Source organism: Erwinia sp. HDF1-3R (assembly GCF_039621855.1).
In the GTDB taxonomy this organism is placed as follows: domain Bacteria; phylum Pseudomonadota; class Gammaproteobacteria; order Enterobacterales; family Enterobacteriaceae; genus Erwinia.
The window spans coordinates 4640927-4660144 of record NZ_CP155071.1 but is presented as its reverse complement, the minus strand read 5'-3'; the positions used below and the strand labels follow the sequence as shown (position 1 = coordinate 4660144).

Below are 19218 nucleotides of genomic sequence, written 5' to 3'. Positions count from 1 at the left end.
GGGGCCAGGATGTCAATTATCGATCCGGGCAGCGTACCCGCTGCACCCACGCCTATGACTCCTCCGCAGGAGTTCTGGCACTACTTTAAGCGTAATAAAGGTGCCGTCGTGGGCCTGGTTTACGTGGTTATCATGTTTCTTATCGCCATTTTCGCCAGCGTGCTTGCGCCCCATACCCCCTCGGAGCAGTTCCGCGACGCGCTGCTGCATCCGCCGGTCTGGCAGGCGGGCGGCAGCTGGCACTATATTCTTGGCACCGACGACGTCGGTCGTGACGTGCTCTCCCGCCTGATGTACGGCGCACGGCTGTCGCTGCTGGTGGGCTGTCTGGTGGTGGTGCTGTCGCTGATCTTCGGGGTGATTTTTGGCCTGATTGCGGGCTATATCGGTGGCGTCACCGATGCCATTATCATGCGCCTGGTCGATATTATGCTCGCGCTGCCCAGCCTGCTTCTGGCGCTGGTGCTGGTGGCGATTTTTGGCCCGTCGATCGTCAACGCCTCCATCGCGCTGACGTTTGTGGCGCTGCCGCACTATATCCGTCTGACCCGCGCGGCGGTGATGGTGGAGGTCAATCGCGACTACGTTACCGCCTCTAACGTGGCGGGCGCAGGTGCGATACGCCAGATGTTTATCAATATTCTGCCTAACTGCCTCGCCCCGCTGATTGTGCAGGCGTCGCTGGGCTTCTCCAACGCGATCCTCGACATGGCCGCGCTGGGCTTTCTGGGAATGGGTGCGCAGCCGCCGACGCCGGAGTGGGGCACCATGCTCTCCGACGTGTTGCAGTACGCGCAAAGTGCCTGGTGGGTGGTCACCTTTCCCGGTGTCGCGATCCTGCTGACGGTTCTGGCATTTAACCTGATGGGCGACGGCTTGCGTGACGCCCTCGACCCGAAACTCAAGCAGTAGAGGCATCCGATGGCATTATTAAATTTAGACCAACTGTCGGTCCACTTCGGCGACGCTAAGACGCCGTTTCGCGCGGTAGATCGCATCAGCTATCAGGTTGAACAGGGCCAGGTGGTGGGTATCGTCGGGGAATCCGGCTCCGGAAAATCGGTTAGCTCACTGGCGATCATGGGGCTGATTGACTATCCCGGCACCGTAAAGGCGGAAAAGCTGGAGTTTAACCAACGCGATCTGATGCGCATCTCCGAAAAGGAGCGCCGCCAGCTGGTGGGGTCAGAAGTGGCGATGATATTTCAGGATCCGATGACCAGCCTGAACCCGTGCTACACCGTCGGCTACCAGATTATGGAAGCGATTAAGGTGCATCAGGGGGGCAACCGCAGTACACGCCGCCAGCGCGCTATCGATCTGCTGAATCAGGTGGGTATTCCCGACCCATCATCGCGCCTTGACGTCTATCCGCACCAGCTCTCCGGCGGTATGAGCCAGCGCGTGATGATCGCCATGGCCATTGCCTGCCGTCCGAAGCTGCTGATTGCTGATGAGCCGACAACGGCGCTCGACGTGACCATTCAGGCGCAGATCATTGAGCTGCTGCTCGATCTTCAGCGTCAGGAGAATATGGCGCTGATCCTGATCACGCACGACCTGGCGCTGGTGGCCGAGGCCGCGCAGCATATCATCGTGATGTATGCCGGGCAGGTGGTGGAAACCGGTAAAGCAGTGGATATTTTTAAGGCGCCCCGTCATCCCTATACCCAGGCGCTGCTGCGCGCGCTGCCGGAGTTTGCGGCAGACAAAGCGCGGCTGGCCTCGCTCCCGGGCGTGGTACCGGGTAAATATGACCGGCCAAACGGCTGCCTGCTTAATCCACGCTGCCCCTATGCTAACGACCGCTGCCGGGTTGAAGAGCCTGAACTACGTAATATTGCGGGGCGTCAGTCCAAATGTCATTACCCGCTGGACGATGCCGGGAGACCCACCTATGAAGCCTGAACAACATTCGACGCTGCTGATGCAGGCGATCGATCTGAAAAAACACTATCCGGTGAAGAAGGGACTGTTTGGCCAGGAGCGGCTGGTTAAAGCGCTGGACGGCGTCTCCTTTGACCTGGAGCGCGGTAAAACGCTGGCGGTCGTCGGTGAGTCCGGCTGCGGAAAATCGACGCTGGGTCGCCTGCTGACGATGATTGAAACGCCGACCGAAGGGCAGCTATTTTATCAGGGTCAGGATCTGCTCAGGCACGATCCGCACGCGCAAAAGCTGCGTCGTCAGAAGATCCAGATCGTTTTTCAGAATCCCTATGGATCGCTGAACCCGCGTAAGAAAGTCAGCCAGATCCTGGAGGAGCCGCTGCTGATTAACACCGGCCTGAACAAAGCTGAGCGCCGCGACAAGGTGCTGGCGATGATGGCGAAGGTGGGGCTGAAAACCGAGCATTACGATCGTTATCCGCATATGTTCTCCGGCGGGCAGCGCCAGCGTATCGCGATCGCCAGGGGGCTGATGCTGGATCCGGACGTGCTGATTGCCGATGAGCCGGTATCGGCGCTGGATGTCTCCGTGCGCGCCCAGGTGCTGAACCTGATGATGGATTTGCAGCAGGAACTTGGCCTCTCCTATGTATTTATCTCCCACGATCTCTCCGTGGTGGAGCACATTGCGGATGAGGTAATGGTGATGTACCTGGGACGCTGCGTGGAGCGCGGCAGTAAAGCCGCGATTTTTGCCAATCCGCGCCACCCCTATACACAGGCCCTGCTTTCCGCTACGCCGCGTCTGAACCCGGACGAGCGCCGCGAACGTATCAAGCTGACCGGCGAGCTGCCCAGCCCGCTGAATCCGCCGCCGGGTTGCGCATTCAATGCCCGCTGCCACCGTCGGTTTGGTCCCTGCACCCAGTTTCAGCCCAGCCTGAAGCAGTACGGGGATCAGCAGATCGCCTGCTTCGCCGTGGACAGGGATGAAGGCCAGCCGATCCCCGGCTGACAGGAAAAACCGGCGCAGACGATAAAGGTTCTGCGTCGGTTCTCATTAGTAAAAATAAAGCATTCGCGAAGCGGGATGACGACTCGCCCTGATCCTGGCCCGGCGGCAGAAAGGTTAAGGTAAATAATTACCTGGGTAAAATAAATGCGCTAAGCCAAATAATCTTAAGATCATTCTTCCGCCTGAATAATCCGGTTTTCAATTTTTACTATATAGTTAATTATTCGGCAAACTGATGTAATACAGGCGGCAAGAAGATTCTGATGCAAATAAAAATTGTATGTTATATTGCCGCGAAATTTCCTAATCAGCGCGGCAATTCCTATGAAAAGCTATGATGACCTGCAGCGTTTTAAAGAAAAAACGCAAACTAACCATATAGAATTCAAGGATATGTCCGACCAAACGCGGCATGCCGATAATACGAACTGGGCGATCATCCGGCAGTTAATGTCCGGGAGCGCAGAGTCCGCGCTGGGCAACGGTCAGCGTATTGACGTTGTTGTGCCGCAGCCCGCCGACGCACGGGCGTTTAGTCCGGCCAGCGTACCACCGCAAACTTTATCCGTGCAGGCTGCCCAGCCCGTATTACCGTCGCAAAACGCGCCAGCACAGGCTGGACAGTCGGGGCTGTCACCGTTGCTCAACGCGCCAGCACAGGCGGGGCAGCCGATACTGTCACAGGCGCAAAACGCGCCAGCACAGGCTGGACAGCCGGTGCTGTCTCAGCTGCTCAACGCGCCAGCACAGGCGGGGCAGCCGGAGTTATCACCGCCGCCCGCGCAGCAGCAGAGCGTGGCAGTATTTGCCGCCGCAAAGCCCGCCGCTCAGCCGGGAGGTTCGCTGCTTGACAATATTTCAGCCCTGCTCGGTCCGGCTGAACCGGCGTTGCAGCCACCCAACACACAGGATCTGGCCGCTGGCACGCAGCCTCCGTTTTCTACCGCTGACACCCAGCCCGCTGGCACGCAGCCTCCGTTTTCTACCGCTCAGACCCAGCCTGCTGGCACGCAGTCTCCGTTTTCTACTGCGCAGACTCTTGCCGCTGCTATGAAGCCGCCGTTTTCTCGCACTCAGCCTCAGAGCACAGCCGTTCCGCAGACGGAGCAGGCGCGCTTTAAACAGTTATTCAGCGCTACGCCTGCCGCATCGGCGGGACTGTTATCGAAAGACACCTTGCTACAACCCCTGCTGGAGAGAATCGCCTCATGCCGTTAGTTTGTGTTTGTTCTCCTAAGGGCGGCGTGGGTAAAACCACCCTGGCTGCCAATCTGGCCTATACACTGGCCCGTGCGGGCAGCAAAGTGCTGGCCATAGATTTTGATGTGCAAAACGCCCTGCGCCTGCATTTTGGTGTGCCCCTGTCTGACGGGCGCGGTTTTGTGGCCAAATCGGCCGATGCGCCGGACTGGAGCCAGTCGATCCTCACCACCGGCGGCAATATTTTTGTTATGCCCTATGGGGAAGTGACAGAAGAGCAGCGTATCACCTTTGAACATAACCTGACCCACGACGCCAACTTTCTTATCCGCGGTCTGCACAGCGTGCTTAACTACCCTGGCCTGGTGATTGTGGCCGATTTTCCGCCCGGCCCTGGCCCTGCATTAAAGGCAATGTCAGCGCTTGCCGACCTGCATCTGGTGGTATTACTGGCCGATACCGCGTCGCTGTCACTGCTGCCACAAATCGAAAATGACAAAATGATTGGCGGCGCGCTTAACCATCGTGCGGGGCACTATTTTGTCCTGAACCAGAGCGACAGCCGCCGTAATATCAGCCGTGACGTCACCGCTTTTATGCAGCAGCGGCTTGGCGACAGGTTATTAGGCGTGATTAACCGCGATGAAAGCGTAGCGGAAGCCAATGCTTCACAGCAGTCTGTTTTTGAATTTAGTCCGGTTTCCAGCGCAGCCTTTGATATTGAAATTATCAGCAAACGCATTGCCGCACTGCTTAATATCACCGTCGGCGACGGTGAAATGCACGCTCCGCTACGATAGCGCACGCAGCACGGCACTAAAGGCAGGGAAAGCCGACATCCCGTGGCGTGCCTGCGCTACGACACAGAATAATAGTTTCGTTTCCAGGATGACTTATGAAAAAAGGCCTGTACTACCTTCTGCTACTGGTGTTATTTCCGCTGGCCGCAGTGATTGTGATCACGCCTATGGACAGCCAGAAGCAGTATATTTTTGGCCTGATCGGCATCGCGATTTTATTTATGTTGGGCTTCAGCAAAAGCCGCAACGTCTCTATGGTCATGGTGTTTCTTTCTGCCCTGATGTCAACGCGTTATATATACTGGCGCGCGACGCAGACGCTGGCGTTTAATTCGGAAGTGGAAGCCATTCTGGGAATTGGTTTATTTATTGCCGAGCTGTATGTCTGGCTAATCCTCATTCTGGGCTACCTGCAAACATCATGGCCGCTAAAGCGAACCATTGAGCCAATGCCTGATGATATTCGCCTGTGGCCGACGGTAGATATCTATGTCCCCAGCTATAACGAAAGTCTCGACGTGGTGCGTGATACGGTGCTGGCCGCGCAGTGCATTGATTATCCGCGCGATAAAATCAAAATTTACCTGCTGGATGACGGCAAGCGTAGTGAATTCGCCGTTTTTGCCGCCGATGCTGGCGTCGGTTATATCACCCGCGATGATAACCGCCACGCCAAGGCAGGCAATCTTAACCATGCGATGCACATCACCAAAGGCGAACTGATCACCGTTTTTGACTGCGACCACGTGGCGACCCGCGCTTTCCTGCAGGCGACCGTCGCGCCCTTTCTGAAAGATCCCAAACTGGCGCTGCTGCAAACGCCGCACTACTTCTATTCGCCCGATCCTTTTGAACGCAATCTCAAAGCGGCGCGTGAAATCCCTAACGAAGGCGCGCTCTTTTACGGCCCGGTGCAGCAGGGGAATGATAACTGGAATGCCACCTTTTTCTGCGGCTCCTGCGCGGTGATCCGCCGTTCAGCGCTGGAAGAAATCGGTGGCTTTGCGACTGAGACGGTGACCGAAGATGCGCATACCGCGCTGAAAATGCAGCGCCGTGGCTGGAAGTCAGCCTTTCTTGCGCTGCCGCTGGCGGCAGGGCTGGCGACCGAGCGTCTCGGCCTGCATGTGGTGCAGCGTACCCGCTGGGCGCGCGGCATGACGCAGATTTTTCGCGTTGATAATCCCCTGCTGGGGCGCGGTCTGAAGTGGCAGCAGCGGCTGTGCTATCTCAATGCCATGCTGCACTTTCAGTTTGGCCTGCCGCGCGTGATCTTCCTGACCGCGCCGCTGGCTTACCTGCTGTTTAACCTGAATATTATTCACTCTTCGGCCAGCCTGATTTTTGCTTACGTATTGCCGCACCTGTTTATGTCGCTCTACGTTAACTCGCGCATGAATGGCCGCTTTCGCGCCACCTTCTGGGGGGAAATCTACGAAACGGTAATGGCGTTCCACCTGATTATCCCCACCCTGCTGACAATGATTTCACCGAAGCATGGCAAGTTTAACGTGACGGATAAAGGAGGGCTGCTGGATGTGGGCTTCTTCGACTTTAATATTGTGCGGCCGCACGTTATCTGCGCCATCCTGCTGTTTATTGGCGTTGTCTACGGCATTGTGCGCGCCGTGGCCCATGACTATTTTGGCGTCGATCCCTGGGTTATCGCGTTAAACGTCGGCTGGGCGATATTCAGCCTGATTATCCTGATGGCGGCCATTGCCGTCGCCCGTGAAACGAAGCAAACGCGTAAAACCATCCGCGTCGCGGTGACGCTGCCGGTGATACTCCACTACGCCAGCGGCATCAGCTCGCGCAGCAAGACGGTCAATCTGTCGATGGGCGGGGCGCAGGTTATCGCCCCGGACAGCCGTCATGAAAGTGACGCTATTGAAGCGATAGATCTGATGCTACAGTCCGGGGCGATCTCTATCCCGGTGGGGATTATCGGCGCAGAAAAGGACGTTATTCGCCTGCAGTTTGATGAAATTCCCCTTTCACGCCGCCGTGAACTGGTACGCGTGGTGCTCTCCCGCGCGGATGCCTGGATTCGGCCTGAGGGGCCAAAAGATAAACCGCTGCGTTCGCTGCTGACCATCATTCGTACCGTATTCGAACTGTTCTGGCTGACCTGGAAAGACCGACGCAATAAAGATCAACGTCCGGCCGCTAAGGCTGAAGAGGATGGCGTAGCATGAAGCGACTGATATCTGCACTCTGCGTTGGGGGTCTGTTGACCCTGAACAGCGTATGGGCTGCGCCTGACAGCGTCACGCAGGATAGCGGTGCGCTATCAAGCATTCCTCCGCCTGCCGACGTCAGTACCCCGGCAGCGCAGTCCAGTGCGAACGCGGTACAGAACGGCGGCCAGCCGCAGAACAGCGCGACTCCATCTGTGGATACTGCGCCACTCCCGCAGAACAGCGCGACTCCATCTGCGGATGCCGCGGCACTCCCGCAGAACAGCGCGACTCCATCTGCGGATGCTGCGGCACTCCCGCAGAGCAGCGCGACAGACGCGGGGATGCAGCCTGCCGCCACGCCGATGCAAAAGAGTCAGCCGCCCGTGATGAATACCGGGCAGCCGCAGGCAGTCGAGCCTGTGCAGTCAACACCGAACGGTAGCGCAGCCCAGGCTGTGCCAGCGGGCATGCCACCGACCGAGAGTGCAGCCCAGGCTGCGCCAGCGGGCATGACACCGACCGAGAGTGCAGCCCAGGCTGCGCCAGCGGGCATGACACCGACCGAGAGTGCAACCCAGGCTGCGCCAGCGGGCATGACACCGACCGAGAGTGCAAACCAGTCCGCCCCAGCCGACGCGGCACCGACTGACAGCGCGCAGCCCTCCGCGCAGGCGAGCTCTTCCCCGCTACCCGCTGGCTTGCCGCCGCTGCCGCCCGTGGATTCCGCCGCGCCGCCCGCGAGCAGCCTGATTATCAACCAGCCGCTCTCCACCACCGTGACGGTCGGACAGATGGGCCAGCCCAGAGGAATGCTGCTGACCGGCAGGCAGCTACAGTCCGGGATTGTTTTCACGCTGCCAGCGGATGAAGTGGTCACGAATGCGCGAATGAATCTGTCGCTTCGGGTTTCGCCCGCGCTGGCCGCCCGCAACACCTCGCTCCAGCTGATGCTCAATGGCCAGCCGCTGGGCACGCTGCCGTTAAGCGCCTCAGACAGCGCCAGCCAGGATTATCAGCTGGATATTCCTGCGGCGATGGTGGTTTCCAGCAATAACCTGAGCTTCAAAATCAATGAGGCCGACCAGCTGCTGTGCGAACGCGACAGCGGCAGCCTTTACCAGCTCACTATCCTGCCAAATTCGACGCTGTCGCTGGACGGGCAGCAGTTGAATATCGGCAACAGGTTGAGCAACTTCCCGCGTCCGTTTATCGATCCGCTGCGTATGACGCCCTCCAGCGTTTCAATGATCTTCGGCCAGCAGATTACCCCGGGGGAGGTCAGCGCGGCGGCCACCGTCGCCTCCTGGCTTGGTATACAAACCGACTATCGCGGCATCGACTTTCCGGTCGTTCGTAACGATCTGCCGGAAAAAAACGGCTTTGTTTTCGCCAGCCCCGGCGAGGTCATTGGTGGCCTGGTCGTTCCCCGCGTCTCAGGCCCCACGCTACAGATGGTCGACAACCCGCTTAACCCGGTTTACAAGCTGATGCTGGTGATCGGCAACAGCGACGAGGAGCTGCGCCAGGCCGCCTGGCGACTGACGCAGCCGCTGGACATGGACGCCTCGACGCTGGCCGTCGGGGTGCAGAACCTGCCGCTGCGCAAAGCCTGGGACGCCCCGCGCTGGATTAGAACCGATCGGCCGGTTCGCCTCGGTGAGCTGCTGCGTAAGGATCAAAGCCTGACCACCACCGGCATTGGGCACGATGCGCTGCGGGTAAACTTTCGCGCAGCGCCCGATCTGTTCCTCTGGGATGGCGATACGCTGCCGATCCAGGTGAACTACCGTTTCCCGTCCGAAAGCTGGATTGACGAGGATAAATCCTGGCTTAACGTCAGCCTGAACGGCACTTTTCTGCGCAGCCTGACCGTGAATAAGGTCGGCCTGCTGGAGAGTATCTGGCACCGCCTGGGCGGGGATGCGCGGCTGGAAGAATATACCCTTAAACTCGATCCCTACCTGATTTACGGCGACAACCAGCTGCAGTTTTACTTCAACATCGCGCCAAAGGCCTCCGCGCCCTGTAGCGTGTTGACCAGTAATAACATTAAGAGCCATATCGAGGATGACGCTTATATCGATCTGAGCCATACCCGTCACTTTGCCCTGTTGCCCAATCTCTCCTATTTTGTCGGCGCATCCTTCCCGTTTAGCCGGTTTGCCGACTATTCACAGACCGTATTGATGCTCCCTCCGGCACCGGGCAACGCGGAAATCAGCACCCTGCTGGATATGGCCGGACGTTCGGGGAATGCCACCGGCGTGGCGCTGAGCAATAATGTGGTGATGTTCGGCTTGCCAAAGGACGGTCAGCGTGATGAACGGCTGCATAACAGCGACGTGCTGGCGGTATCGACCCTGACGCAAACGGACTTCAATCAGTCCATGCTGGAAGGGACGCGCTACAGGATAAACGGGCCCCAGCTGGGGGTAGCAGAACCTGGGCTGCTGGATAACCTGCGCAGCTGGCTGACCGGTGACTGGTTTGGTCAGGCGGTTGATGCCGATCGCTATCTCTCTTCAAACGATGCCTGGCGCGGATTTATCAGCTATCGCTCACCCTGGAACAGTACGCGGCTGGTGGTGATGACGATCGCAACCAATGATAGCCAGCTTGCCCGGCTGCACGAGGATCTGACCCTGCCGCGCATTAACGCCGGTATAAGGGGCGATACGGCAATCATCACCGATGAAAACGGCATCCGCAGCTTTCGCGTTGGCGCACAGTTTCCGAGCGGTCAGATGCCGTGGTACATGATGGTCGTATGGTATGCCAGCCAGCACGCGGTCGTGCTGGCTGTACTGGCGCTGCTGCTCTGTGTGGCGGTGGGACTCAGTACCTGCGCACTGCTCAGGCGTCACGCCTGGAAACGCCTGAACCCACAGCAGGACGCCCGCTCCTCTGGCGAGAAGAAGTGAAGACGATGATGAAAATAAAAACGCTCTCCGCCCTGTGCCAGCGCTGGGTGCCTGGCCTGACCCTGGCGGCCTCCGCGCTGGTCTTTCCCGCGCTGGCCGCGGAGGCGAATCCGGCCATTCAGGCGCTTTTCGATCAGGCCAACTACTGGCATCAGAAAGCCCATGACGAGCTGGCGCGCGATGCGCTGAACAAAGTCCTGATGGTCGATGCGTCAAACAGCCAGGCGATCTATCTGATGGCGCTCTGGGCGCAGCAGAGCGGCGATGAAGCCGCCGCGGCGAGGTGGCGTGCGCGTCTCAGCCAGCTTTCACCACAGGACGCCCGGCTCGCCGAGCTCGACAACGCGCGCCAGCTGCGTGCTATTCCGGCGGCGGAGCTTACCCTGGCCCGTCAGCAGGCGCGCAGCGGCAACATCGCCGCGTCGTTACAAACCTGGCGTAACACCTTTAGCGGTAGCGAACCCCCCGCCAGCGTGGCTGCCGAGTATTATCTGACCATGGCGGGCGACCGCACGCTGCTGCCGCAGGCGGTGGATCACCTGCGCCAGTTTGCGGCTCAGCACCCCCAGGATACCGGGGCGAAGCTGGCGTTGGGTAAGGCCCTGACTTACCAGGAATCAACCCGGCGCGAAGGCCTTCAGCTGCTGGAAGGCATGGCTGACGGCAATGCGGATGCGGATCGTTCGCTGCGTCAGGCGCTGCTGTGGCTCGGCCCACAGCCGGAGGATGCGGCGCTCTATCAGCACTATCAGCAGCGTCATCCGCAGGATCGCGCGGTCGCCGATCGCTTCCGTAATGGCGTGGGAGGCGCCGAAAAAGGCGAGGGCTTTACCGCCCTGAACAGCGGTAACGTCACCGAGGCGCAGAGTGATTTTAATCGCGTCCTGCAAACCAATCCGCAGGATGCCGATGCGCTGGCGGGGCTGGGCTATGTTGCCCAGCGCAGCGGCAACTATGCGGCAGCGGCAGATTACCTCGATCGTGCGGCTAAGCAGGGGGGAGACAGCAGCCAGCAGCGACAGCAGCAGGCGGATGATGCCCGTTTCTACGGTCAGCTGGCGCAGGCTCAGCAGGCGATGAAGGACGGTAACAGCGATCGGGCGCTGAGCCTGAGTGAACCCCTGACCCAGGCCGAAGGCGCGAAAGGCATCGCGGCTAAGCTGTTCCGCGCCGACGTACAGCGCCGCAGCAACCAGCCTGCGGCGGCAGAGCAGACCTACCGTGCGGTGCTGCAAAGCGATGCGGATAACCGCCCGGCGAAGGAGGGGCTGTTTTACGTGCTGCGCCAACAGAATCGCAGCGCGGAAGCCAGTACGCTGCTGGCGTCGCTGCCGGACAGCGTTCGTGCCAGCGTGACGCCGCATTCCGGCGCAACCAGCGATCCTGTTCGTCGGCAGGCGAAGCAGGCCCTGGCAGCGGGAAATCCTCAGCAGGCGATTACCCTCCTCCAGCAGGGGATGGCGCGCTTTCCGGCCGACGCCTGGCTGCGCCTCGACCTGGCGCGAATTTACCAGCAGCAGGGCAATACGGCCCTGGCCTCCGGCGTGATGCAGTCTTCGTTCCGCCCGGGCGCCAGCGACAGCGATATCTATGCCGGTGCGCTGTTTGCCAGCGAAAACGGTGCCTGGCAGCAGGCCCAGTCGCTGCTGGCGCGCCTGCCCGCCCGGGCGCAGACCCGCGAAACCCGTCTGCTTTCCCGCCGGGTCAACTTTAATTTGCAAATGGCGGTTGCCCGGCAGTATCTGGCGCAGGGGGCCAGTGTCGCTGCCGCCAATACGCTTAAAGCGCTGGCGATCAACCCGCCGGAAAGCCCGGTCGATGCCGGAAATCTGGCGCAGGGGCTGGCCGCTGCCGGGGATCTGACCACGGCGATCGCCGTGGTGCGAAACAACATGCAGCGCGGCGTGCAGGGCAACGCGGGAGATTACGCCGCCCAGGTGGCGGTGCTGAATCAGGCGGGGCTGACGGAAGAAGCCGGACGGTTTCTCAACAGCCCGGAACTCCAGTCGCGCAGTACCCCTACTCAGCTGGCCAGTATTCAAAATGGCTATCTCATCAACGAGGCCGACCGCCTGCGTAATCAGGGGCAGTACGCGGCCGCATACGACAAGCTGATTGGTGCACTACAGCACGACCCGCAAAATGTTGATCTGATGTTTGCCATGGGTCGTCTTTATCAGTCCGGCAAGATGAACAAAGAAGCGGGCGTGGTTTATGACTATCTGATGACCCGCGATACGCCGGCTCAGGACGCGCGCGTAGGCGCGATCAACGTGGCCCTAACCAGCCACGATCTGCCGAAAGCGAAGAGGCTGATTGGCGGATTGCGCGGTGAGCAGACGCCGGATCGGCTGTTGCTGATGGCACGCGTGGCGGAGGCCGATGGCGATCACCAGCAGGCGCTGGCTTATCTGCGCACCGCGCGCGGCAAGCTGACCGGCATTCAGGGTGCCGAAACCGGCGCCACGCCGGTGATTGGCGGCATGGCGCTGGCGGATAATCCCTTTATCAACCGCACCACCACATCCCCGCGCCGCTCGCCTTCCACCTATGGCACGGTGATGCCGTGGCAGCAGGCCCCGGCAAACGATCAGGCTGCCGCGCAGACGGCGGACGTGGCAACCTCTCCACAGGATCAAACGCTGCATCAGGTGGATACCCTGATTGATGACCTGGAGACGCGAACCGGCAGCTGGATCCAGGGCGGTATGCAGGTTCGGGGACGCGATGGCGAATCCGGCCTGAGCAAGCTGACCGAGGCGAAAGCGCCGCTCACCTGGTCAACGGTGCCCTATGGGGATACGCGCTTCGACTTCACCCTGACGCCGGTCACGCTGAGCGCGGGCAGCGCGTCGGGGACCTCGGTTGCGCGCTTCGGTACCGGGGCGCTGGAGCAGGGCCGTATTGCCGCGCAAAACAACGTTGCTCCGGGCACGGTGAATCTGGACTCCCCTGGTTCGCAGAACGCCTCCGGCGTCGAGGTAAATCTGGGGCTGACCAACGATAATTTCAAAATCGATCTTGGCTCCACGCCGCTGGGGCAGGATCTGAGCACGCTGGTGGGCGGCATTCAGTGGTCGCCTAAACTGACGGATTACCTGACGCTGATCCTGACCGGTGAACGCCGCGCGGTCACCGACAGCCTGCTCTCCTACGTTGGCGTGGAGGACAAGCTGAGCGGCAAACGCTGGGGGCGGGTCACCAAAAACGGCGGTAACGCCCTGCTGAGCTATGATAACGGCGATGCCGGCTTTTACGTTGGTGCCGGGGGCTATAGCTACCTGGGTGAGAACGTTGAGAGTAACCAGAGCATTCTGGGTCAGGCGGGCGCTTACGTCAGGCCCTTCCACGACGACAGCAGCGAGCTGAAAACCGGTATCAGCATGAGCTGGATGGACTTCTCAAAAAACCTCAGCTACTACAGCTACGGGCAGGGCGGCTACTTCAGCCCGCAGGACTTTGTGGCGGTATCCTTCCCGGTGGACTGGAGTAAAAGCTACGAGGATATGAAAGTCAGAATAGGCGGCTCGGTGGGCTACCAGTCCTACTCTGAAGATCGCAGCGCCTATTTCCCGACCGATTCAGCAAAGCAGGCCGAACTTGAAAGCTACGCCAATGCGGGTTACGCCACGGAGGCCTGGTATCAGGGCAGCAGCAAAAACGGCATCGGCTATAATCTTCATGCTGGTGCGGATTATAAGGTAAATAAAGACGTTACTATTGGCGGCCAGCTTGGCTACGACACCTTTGGTAACTATAACGAAAGCACTGCACAACTCTATTTCCGCTATATGCTCGGGGAAAAATAAGCATGAGTGAACCGACCGACCGCACCCTGGATTACTACCGGCAGCAGCAGTATCAGCCGGGCTGGTTTGATCTGCTGAGCGTGATCATTAACGGCATGCTGCGTAATGCTGGTGAACGTGAAAGTCATGCCTTTCTGCTGCAAATGGGGGATAACCTGGCCACCCGCTACCCCCTGGGGACTGCGCAGACCGTGGCGGATCTGGAACAGCAGATTAATCAGGTGCTGGCACGCTTTAACTGGGGCTTTGTCGAGGTAGAGCCACGGGAGACGGCCATTGTGATTTGTCACATGGCGCTGCCGCCGGGCGATGACCAGTTTGATGCGCGCCAGTGGCAACAGGCGCTGGGGGCGGTACTGACCGGGCTATATGGTCGCTGGCTACAGGAACAGGGCGGTGCCCCAACGGTGCCGGTGGTATGCGAAGCGACGGATGCCGACGCCACGCTTAATTTTCGCTACCAGCGTTGAGGATGATAATAATGAAGCTGCTGAGAACGAGCCTCATTCTACTGCTGCTGGCCATTGGCTGTGCGCAGGCCAGCGCGGCTGACGGCTGGAGTACTTTTAAAACGCGCTTTATGACCAGCGACGGGCGCATACAGGACACGGGAAACAATAACGTCAGCCATACCGAAGGGCAGGGATATGCCATGCTGATGGCGGTGTGGTACAACGATCGCAGCAGCTTCGACGGCCTGTGGCGCTGGACCCAGCAGCATCTGAAAAATCCGCAAAACGGACTGTTTTACTGGAAATACACGCCAGATTCGGCCAGGCCGATTGCGGATAGCAATAACGCCTCGGATGGCGACGTGCTGATCGCCTGGGCGCTGCTCAAAGCAGGGCAGAAGTGGCATAACAAAGCTTATCTGGACGCTTCGGACCAGATCCAGCGCGCCATTATCAGCCATAATGTTGTCACCTTTGGCGGCTATACGGTTATGCTGCCCGGCTCGCAGGGGTTCAATAAAACCAGCTATGTGGTGCTCAATCCCTCCTATTTTCTGTTTCCGGCCTGGCGTGACTTTGCCAGCCGCAGCCACCTGAAAGTGTGGGACAACCTGATCGACAGCGGCATGAGCCTGCTGTCTAAAATGCGCTTTGGTGAGACCGACCTGCCCGTGGACTGGGTGGCGCTAAACGCTGATGGTACGGTCGCCCCGGCAACGGACTGGCCTCCGCGCTTTAGCTATGATGCCATTCGCATTCCACTGTATCTGTACTGGTACGACTCGCAAAGCCTTCAGTTGGTGCCGTTCCAGCGCTTCTGGATGAACTTTTCCCGCCTGCAAACCCCGGCGTGGATTGACGTAATGAGCAACAGCCGGGCGCCCTACGCCATGGCAGGTGGCCTGCTGGCGGTACGGGACCTGACGCTGAACGAGACGGGTAATATCAGCGATCGGCTGGATAACAGCGAAGACTACTACTCGGCAAGCCTGCATCTGCTGGCCTGGCTGGCGATGAAAGATCGTTGAGTCGCCCGCCTTTTTCCTCGGAAAACACCTAATCCACCGGATGAAGTCAGGGAGAACTTAACAAGCGGCCGTCATACGATATACTCAGGACAGTTTTTACCGCCCGTCCGGGGCGGCATCCAGGATGTCGGAGAACAGGCTTGCGCGTCAGTCGGTCATTAACGATAAAACAGATGGCGACGGTATCGGGAGTCTCGATCGTCACCATCTCAATTTTTATCGTCATTCAGCTTTTCCATTTTGTGCAGCAGCGCAGGGTTGACTATGCCCAGCAGATGGAAAATATCGCCCACACCGTTCGCCAGCCGCTGTCGCAGGCGGTACTGAAGGCGGATATCCGTCAGGCCGGCGTCATTCTTGATTCGCTGAAGCCCGCGGGGGTGCTTGCCCGTGCGGAAGTGGTGTTACCTAACGGCCTGCACGTACTGCATACCGACTTTGCAGCGGAAAAGCCGGTTCCCCCTCTCATCGCCAAACTGTTTGAGCTGCCGGTTCAGATTACCGTGCCGCTCTATTCCGTCGAGCCCGCTAACCCAAAACCGCTGGCGATGCTTCGGCTGCGCGCCGACTCCTGGCGCGTCTATCAGTTTATCCTCAGCGCCCTCTCGACGCTGGTAACCACCTATCTGCTGCTGGCGCTGACGCTTTCTGTCGCCCTGAGCTGGTGCATCAATAAGCTGATTGTTCGTCCACTGCGCAGAATAGCCAACGAGCTGCATGAGCTGCCCGCCCAGGATATTCTCGCCCATCGGTTGGCGCTGCCGCCCCGTCATCGGGACGACGAACTGGGGATGCTTATCCGCAGCTATAACTATAACCAGCAGGTTACGGCCTCGGCGCACACTGAGATGAGCAGGCAGACGACGCGATTTTCCCTGACTAACCTGCCTAATAAGGCGTTGTTCCTTGCGCTACTTGAAGAGCATCTGCAATCCGTCGCCGATGATGAGGTCTTTACGGTTATCGTGGTGCGGATAGAAACGCTTCAGGACGCGAACGGCGTGGTCACGGACGAACAGCGGGATGCGCTGCTCCTGACGCTGCTGGAGAAAATGCGTCAGTGCATTGATGAGCAGACGGTGCTGGGACAGCTCTCACTGAGTGATTTTGTGCTATTAGCGAAGCGGGCGAATAACCCCTTCCGGGCAATCCGGCTGGCGCGCCTGCTGCTGATGCGGCTGAACCAGCCGGTGGCGATCCAGCATCTCTCGCTGCGCCCAAATATCAGCGTCGGTATGACCCAGCAGGCAGAAACGCCGCTGACCGCTCAGGACTTCCTCAGTCGCGCCGCATCGGCGATGATGTCAGCCCGACATCAGGGGAAAAACCAAATCCTGTTTTTTGAGCCGAAGATGACCGAGCGGGCGCATAAGCGCCTGACGCAGGAGCACGATATTTTGCAGGGGCTGGACGAGGGACAGTTCGCCCTCTATCTCCAGCCGCAGATCGATATGCGTAGCGGCGCGGTGGTTGGCGCAGAAGCGCTGCTGCGTATGCGCCAGCCGGACGGCAGCTGGTCGCTGCCCGAAGAGCTGATCGTGAATGCGGAAGAGATTGGCGTGATTGGTGCGCTGGGCCGCTGGGTACTTGAGGAGTCCTGCCGGGTGCTGGCCGCCTGGCAGAAGCGCGGTATTGATCTGGCGCTCAGCGTGAATATTTCTGCCACTCAGCTGCGCGAGCGCGATATGGTGGCGCATTTACAGGGGCTTATTCAGCGCCATCGGATTGACGCCGGTAGCCTGATGCTGGAAATTACCGAAACGGCGCAGATTGGCGAGCCCGCGCTGGCGCTGCGGCTGCTCCGCGAGCTACAGCAGGTGGGTATCCGGGTTGCGCTGGACGACTTTGGCATGGGCTACGCGAATCTGAACTGGCTGAGTCAGTTTAAGTCGGTGCCGATCAGCAAGCTCAAAATGGATCGCAGCTTTGTCTGTTCGCTGCCACAGGACGACACCATGGTGCGTATCGTGGCGGCTATCGCCAGCATCATCAAGATTGAGGTGATTGCCGAGGGCGTTGAAACCAGCGGGCAGCGCGACTGGCTGCTGGCGCGCGGCATCCATATCGGTCAGGGCTATCTCTATTCAGAGGCGCTGCCGGTGGCGATTTTCACCGAGCGCTATCTGGCAGGTTAGGTTCAATCCCTTCCGGCAGGGTGTGAAGTATCCCCTGTGGCAGGGTGAGTCGATCCCCCATGACAGGATGGATTCAAAGCTGGCTGACGCATCTCTCAATCCTCTCAGAGTGGCCCGCCACGGTCAGAAAAGGCCTCTCGGCTTTGCTTACGTGATGCAGCTCAAATAATGACATTCAGAGCGGCGGCAAATTGTGTCAACTTATATCAATCCCGTTAACAGGGTGTTATTTTCGCAGAGCATTGTGATTATAACGAAAGCGATTTAACCCGCTGCCACCTGCCGTTAACGGATATTCTTATGAAAACTTCTCTGTTTAAGAGCCTTTATTTCCAGGTATTAACGGCGATCGCCATCGGCGTGTTGCTGGGGCACTTCTACCCCGAGCTGGGTGCCCAGATGAAGCCGTTGGGAGACGGCTTCGTCAAACTGATTAAAATGATTATTGCCCCGGTGATCTTCTGCACCGTGGTTACCGGCATCGCCGGAATGGAAAGCATGAAGGCCGTGGGCCGTACCGGTGCCGTGGCGCTGCTCTATTTTGAAGTGGTCAGCACCATTGCGCTGCTGATCGGGCTGGTGGTAGTGAACGTTTTGCAGCCCGGCGCGGGAATGAACGTAGACCCCGCAACGCTGGATGCCAAAGCAGTTGCAGTCTATGCGCAGCAGGCCGAGCAGCAGGGTGTCGTCGCCTTCCTGATGGATATCATCCCGGGCAGCGTTATTGGGGCCTTCGCCAGCGGCAACATCCTCCAGGTACTGCTGTTTGCCATTCTGTTTGGCTTCGCCCTGCACCGTCTGGGCGACAAAGGCACGCTGGTCTTTAACTTTATTGAGGGATTTTCCCAGGCGATCTTCGGCATTATCAATATGATCATGCGCCTGGCCCCGATCGGTGCTTTCGGCGCGATGGCCTTTACCATCGGTAAATATGGCGTCGGTTCACTGGTGCAGCTGGGCCAGCTGATCCTCTGCTTCTATCTGACCTGCATCCTGTTTGTGGTGGTGGTGCTGGGGCTGATTGCCCGCGCGGTCGGCTTCAATATCTTCAGGTTCATTGCCTATATCAAAGAGGAGCTGCTGATCGTACTGGGCACGTCCTCTTCTGAATCCGCGCTGCCGCGCATGCTGGATAAAATGGAAAAGCTGGGCTGTAAAAAGTCCGTCGTCGGGCTGGTCATTCCGACCGGCTACTCGTTCAACCTCGACGGTACCTCTATTTATCTGACGATGGCGGCGGTATTTATTGCTCAGGCGACCAACGCGCATATGGATATCATGCACCAAATCACGCTTCTGGTGGTGCTGCTGCTCTCGTCAAAAGGGGCCGCAGGGGTGACCGGCAGCGGGTTTATCGTGCTGGCTGCCACCCTTTCAGCCGTCGGGCATCTGCCGGTGGCGGGGCTGGCGCTGATTCTGGGTATTGACCGTTTTATGTCGGAAGCGCGCGCGCTAACCAACCTCGTCGGCAACGGCGTGGCGACCCTGGTGGTGGCAAAATGGGTTGGACAGCTGGATGAGCAACAGCTCAAAGCGACGTTAACCGCCTCTAAAAAGGGAAAAAAGCTGCCGGAAACCACGCTTTAATTCGCTAAATCGCTAAATATTCCCCAAAATGCCTGTCGCGACTTGCCCTCGCAGCGGGCATTTGCATAATAACCTGCATATCTTTTTAAGATTTTTCACTCAAAAATGCGACATCCTCGCCTCGTCGCGGTCTAAAAAGCTGCTTCGTTTTAAAAACAGCGGTTTTACAGAGTTATCCATCCTTGTGATAACCACAGGCCG

At 58.9% G+C, this 19218-nt stretch carries 12 protein-coding genes; all 12 read left to right on the top strand.

All coding sequences use genetic code 11. The annotated features are described in order from the left end of the window. The first annotated feature begins 9 nt into the window (after positions 1-9). The 12 genes from dppC (at position 10) to AAGR22_RS21140 (ending at position 19017) form a co-directional block, all read left to right on the top strand. On the top strand, positions 10-912 hold the full coding sequence (dppC, locus tag AAGR22_RS21195) for a dipeptide ABC transporter permease DppC (protein WP_067700337.1): 903 nt from the start codon (positions 10-12) through the stop codon (positions 910-912). A 9-nt stretch (positions 913-921) separates the two neighbouring features. Then, positions 922-1908 (top strand): dipeptide ABC transporter ATP-binding protein, encoded by a 987-nt coding sequence (dppD, locus tag AAGR22_RS21190; RefSeq protein ID WP_067700335.1) that lies wholly within the window; start codon positions 922-924, stop codon positions 1906-1908. After that, complete coding sequence (gene dppF / locus AAGR22_RS21185) at positions 1898-2902, top strand: dipeptide ABC transporter ATP-binding subunit DppF (RefSeq protein ID WP_067700332.1); 1005 nt, start codon at positions 1898-1900, stop codon at positions 2900-2902. The genes dppD and dppF overlap by 11 nt, the downstream gene beginning before the upstream one ends. Before the next feature lie 324 nt (positions 2903-3226). Beyond that, complete coding sequence (gene bcsO / locus AAGR22_RS21180; protein WP_345829464.1) at positions 3227-4120, top strand: cellulose biosynthesis protein BcsO; 894 nt, start codon at positions 3227-3229, stop codon at positions 4118-4120. After that, complete coding sequence (gene bcsQ, locus AAGR22_RS21175) at positions 4111-4902, top strand: cellulose biosynthesis protein BcsQ (protein ID WP_067700324.1); 792 nt, start codon at positions 4111-4113, stop codon at positions 4900-4902. Before bcsO ends, bcsQ begins: the two co-directional genes overlap by 10 nt. A 95-nt stretch (positions 4903-4997) precedes the next feature. Continuing rightward, positions 4998-7100: a UDP-forming cellulose synthase catalytic subunit gene (gene bcsA, locus AAGR22_RS21170; RefSeq protein ID WP_345829462.1), complete on the top strand. Its 2103-nt coding sequence runs from the start codon at positions 4998-5000 to the stop codon at positions 7098-7100. Next, positions 7097-10006, top strand: a complete 2910-nt coding sequence (gene bcsB / locus AAGR22_RS21165; RefSeq protein WP_345829460.1) for a cellulose biosynthesis cyclic di-GMP-binding regulatory protein BcsB — start codon at positions 7097-7099, stop codon at positions 10004-10006. Before bcsA ends, bcsB begins: the two co-directional genes overlap by 4 nt. Before the next feature lie 8 nt (positions 10007-10014). Further along, a complete protein-coding gene (locus AAGR22_RS21160; protein WP_345831637.1) occupies positions 10015-13815 on the top strand; it encodes a cellulose synthase subunit BcsC-related outer membrane protein in 3801 nt (1266 codons plus the stop codon). Positions 13816-13817: 2 nt separating this feature from the next. Further along, positions 13818-14285: a cellulose biosynthesis protein BcsD gene (bcsD, locus tag AAGR22_RS21155; RefSeq protein WP_067700317.1), complete on the top strand. Its 468-nt coding sequence runs from the start codon at positions 13818-13820 to the stop codon at positions 14283-14285. 11 nt (positions 14286-14296) lie between these two features. Beyond that, positions 14297-15295 (top strand): glycosyl hydrolase family 8, encoded by a 999-nt coding sequence (locus tag AAGR22_RS21150; RefSeq protein WP_067700314.1) that lies wholly within the window; start codon positions 14297-14299, stop codon positions 15293-15295. Between the two features lie 140 nt (positions 15296-15435). Further along, on the top strand, positions 15436-17430 hold the full coding sequence (hmsP, locus tag AAGR22_RS21145) for a biofilm formation regulator HmsP (protein WP_067700311.1): 1995 nt from the start codon (positions 15436-15438) through the stop codon (positions 17428-17430). A gap of 300 nt (positions 17431-17730) precedes the next feature. Then, positions 17731-19017: a dicarboxylate/amino acid:cation symporter gene (locus AAGR22_RS21140; RefSeq protein WP_067700308.1), complete on the top strand. Its 1287-nt coding sequence runs from the start codon at positions 17731-17733 to the stop codon at positions 19015-19017. The last annotated feature ends 201 nt before the right edge of the window (positions 19018-19218 follow it).

Excerpts from the sequence above, each read along its gene's own strand:
- dppF (WP_067700332.1), top strand. The coding sequence starts at position 1,898 with ATGAAGCCTGAACAACATTCGACGCTGCTGATGCAGGCGATCGATCTG.
- bcsD (WP_067700317.1), top strand. The coding sequence starts at position 13,818 with ATGAGTGAACCGACCGACCGCACCCTGGATTACTACCGGCAGCAGCAG.
- bcsB (WP_345829460.1), top strand. The coding sequence starts at position 7,097 with ATGAAGCGACTGATATCTGCACTCTGCGTTGGGGGTCTGTTGACCCTG.
- AAGR22_RS21160 (WP_345831637.1), top strand. The coding sequence starts at position 10,015 with ATGAAAATAAAAACGCTCTCCGCCCTGTGCCAGCGCTGGGTGCCTGGC.
- bcsQ (WP_067700324.1), top strand. The coding sequence starts at position 4,111 with ATGCCGTTAGTTTGTGTTTGTTCTCCTAAGGGCGGCGTGGGTAAAACC.
- bcsA (WP_345829462.1), top strand. The coding sequence starts at position 4,998 with ATGAAAAAAGGCCTGTACTACCTTCTGCTACTGGTGTTATTTCCGCTG.
- AAGR22_RS21140 (WP_067700308.1), top strand. The coding sequence starts at position 17,731 with ATGAAAACTTCTCTGTTTAAGAGCCTTTATTTCCAGGTATTAACGGCG.
- bcsO (WP_345829464.1), top strand. The coding sequence starts at position 3,227 with ATGAAAAGCTATGATGACCTGCAGCGTTTTAAAGAAAAAACGCAAACT.
- dppC (WP_067700337.1), top strand. The coding sequence starts at position 10 with ATGTCAATTATCGATCCGGGCAGCGTACCCGCTGCACCCACGCCTATG.
- dppD (WP_067700335.1), top strand. The coding sequence starts at position 922 with ATGGCATTATTAAATTTAGACCAACTGTCGGTCCACTTCGGCGACGCT.
- AAGR22_RS21150 (WP_067700314.1), top strand. The coding sequence starts at position 14,297 with ATGAAGCTGCTGAGAACGAGCCTCATTCTACTGCTGCTGGCCATTGGC.